1 protein-coding gene is annotated in these 506 nt (G+C 69.8%); it reads left to right on the top strand.

Features of this window, described 5'->3' with window-relative positions; all coding sequences use genetic code 11:
* The coding region (locus tag ACI3KU_RS19015; protein WP_404923900.1) for a HesA/MoeB/ThiF family protein at positions 1-506 on the top strand (506 nt) is incomplete at both ends.

Here is a 506-nt window from a genome sequence, read left to right as displayed (position 1 = left end):
GTGTCGGCACGATCGGCAGCGCCGACGACGACGTCGTCGAGCTCTCGAACCTGCACCGCCAGCTCAGCCACGGAACGGCCGATGTCGGTCGGGCCAAGGTCGATTCGCTCGCTGAGACGGTGACGGCGATCGACCCCGCGATCGCCGTCGTCCCCCATCGCGAGCGCGTCAGCGCCGAGAATCTGCCGCGGCTGCTCGCCGACTACGATCTGCTCGTCGACGGCAGCGACAACTTCGCCACGCGCTACCTCGCGAACGACGCCGCAGAGCTCGCCGGCAAGCCTCTCGTGTGGGGATCGATCCTCCGGTTCCACGGCCAGGTCGGCATCGCCTGGAAGGGACGCGGACCGACCTTCCGCGACCTCTTCCCCGCTCCGCCCCCCGCTGACGAGGCGCTCTCCTGCGAGCTCGGTGGCGTGCTGCCGAGCCTGTGCACGGCGATCGGCTCGCTCATGGCGACCGAGGTCATCAAGGTGGTCGCCGGAATCGGCGAGCCTCTGCTCGGA

The sequence above is a fragment of the Microbacterium sp. ZW T5_56 genome (genome assembly GCF_044987425.1).
Classification (GTDB): Bacteria; Actinomycetota; Actinomycetes; order Actinomycetales; family Microbacteriaceae; genus Microbacterium.
The sequence above is the reverse complement of the archived record's forward strand: the minus strand, read 5'-3'. Positions and strand labels throughout refer to the sequence as shown.